1 protein-coding gene is annotated in these 1,192 nt (G+C 62.4%); it reads left to right on the forward strand.

Going from position 1 to position 1,192, the window contains the following annotated elements; translation table 11 throughout:
* Positions 1–1,050, forward strand: a 1,050-nt coding sequence (locus LB538_RS29120) for an IS5 family transposase (RefSeq protein WP_224532842.1), incomplete at its 5' end; no start/stop codon positions are given.
* Positions 1,051–1,192 lie beyond the last annotated feature (142 nt).

Here is a 1,192-nt window from a genome sequence, read left to right on the forward strand (position 1 = left end):
AAGGGCTTTGCACAGAATCGGATCGGTGATTCCATGCGGATATCCGGCGAGGAGGGATTCGCGATGGTCGATCGAGTGCTTGGCCAATTGAGCCTAGCGGACGGTTTTGCGGCGTCGGATGAGACGATCTTCGACCTGATAGCGAAGGAACTGGACTGGGCGCCGATCCGAACCTTGCTTGGTCATCGCAGCGGTCCTGGCTCTGGCAACACCAGCTATCCAGCCGAGCCGCTGGTGCGTTGTTTGCTGCTGGGCGTGTGGCATGGGCTGAGCGATCCCGCGCTTGAAGCGCAAATCCGGGACCGGCTGTCGTTCCGCCGCTTTGCCGGCTTCAGCCTTTCGGATCGCACGCCTGATCACTCGACGCTGTGGCGTTTCCGCGAGGAACTGACGCGCGAGCGTCTGATCGACAAGATCTTTGAGGAGATCAATCGCCAACTGGAGGCCAAGAGCCTGATCGTCAAGCGCGGTACCTTGGTCGATGCCACATTCTTGCAGGCTCGCGGCCGCCCGCCCAAGCAGCCCAAGAAGGGCCATCATGGTCCGATCAAGCCGTCGTCCGACAAGGATGCGCGCTGGGGCAAGAAGGGCAAGAAGAGCACCTTCGGCTACAAGATGCACATCGGCGCTGACCAGGCGCACACCATCATCCGGCGCGTCGAGGTGAGCGACGCCTCGCTCACCGACACCGAGCCGGCCGACCAGCTGATCTGCGGCGACGAGAAGGCGGCCTATGGCGATCAGGCCTATTACACCCACGCCAGGCACGATCGGCTAGCCGAGGCCAACATCAAGGATCGGCTGATGCGGCGGGCCAACAAGCATCACCCCGAGCTGCCGCCGCGCCAAAAGCTGCGCAACCGGCTGATCGCCAAGGTGCGCGCGGCGGTCGAGCGGCCGTTCGCCGTATTCAAGGAGCACTATGGCATGCGGCGCGTGCGCTTCTTCAACCTGGCCACCAACCGCACGCAGTGCATGCTGGCGGCCTGCGCCTACAATCTAAGGACCATGATCGGCGCCCTCTTTCCACCTGCTGAGAGACGAGCATGAGGAGGAGTGCGTCCGCAGCCAAGCGGATTGGCCGCCTAACCCGGCAAATGCCCCGCAAAGCCGCCCAAAACCGCTCCCATGGCCTTCAAAAAACGCCTCATTAGCCCAACAAACAGAATTCACTCTCCCGTGCAAAGCCCTC

Origin of the sequence: Mesorhizobium sp. Ca11 (assembly GCF_020165275.1) — a bacterium.
Taxonomy (GTDB): domain Bacteria; phylum Pseudomonadota; class Alphaproteobacteria; order Rhizobiales; family Rhizobiaceae; genus Mesorhizobium.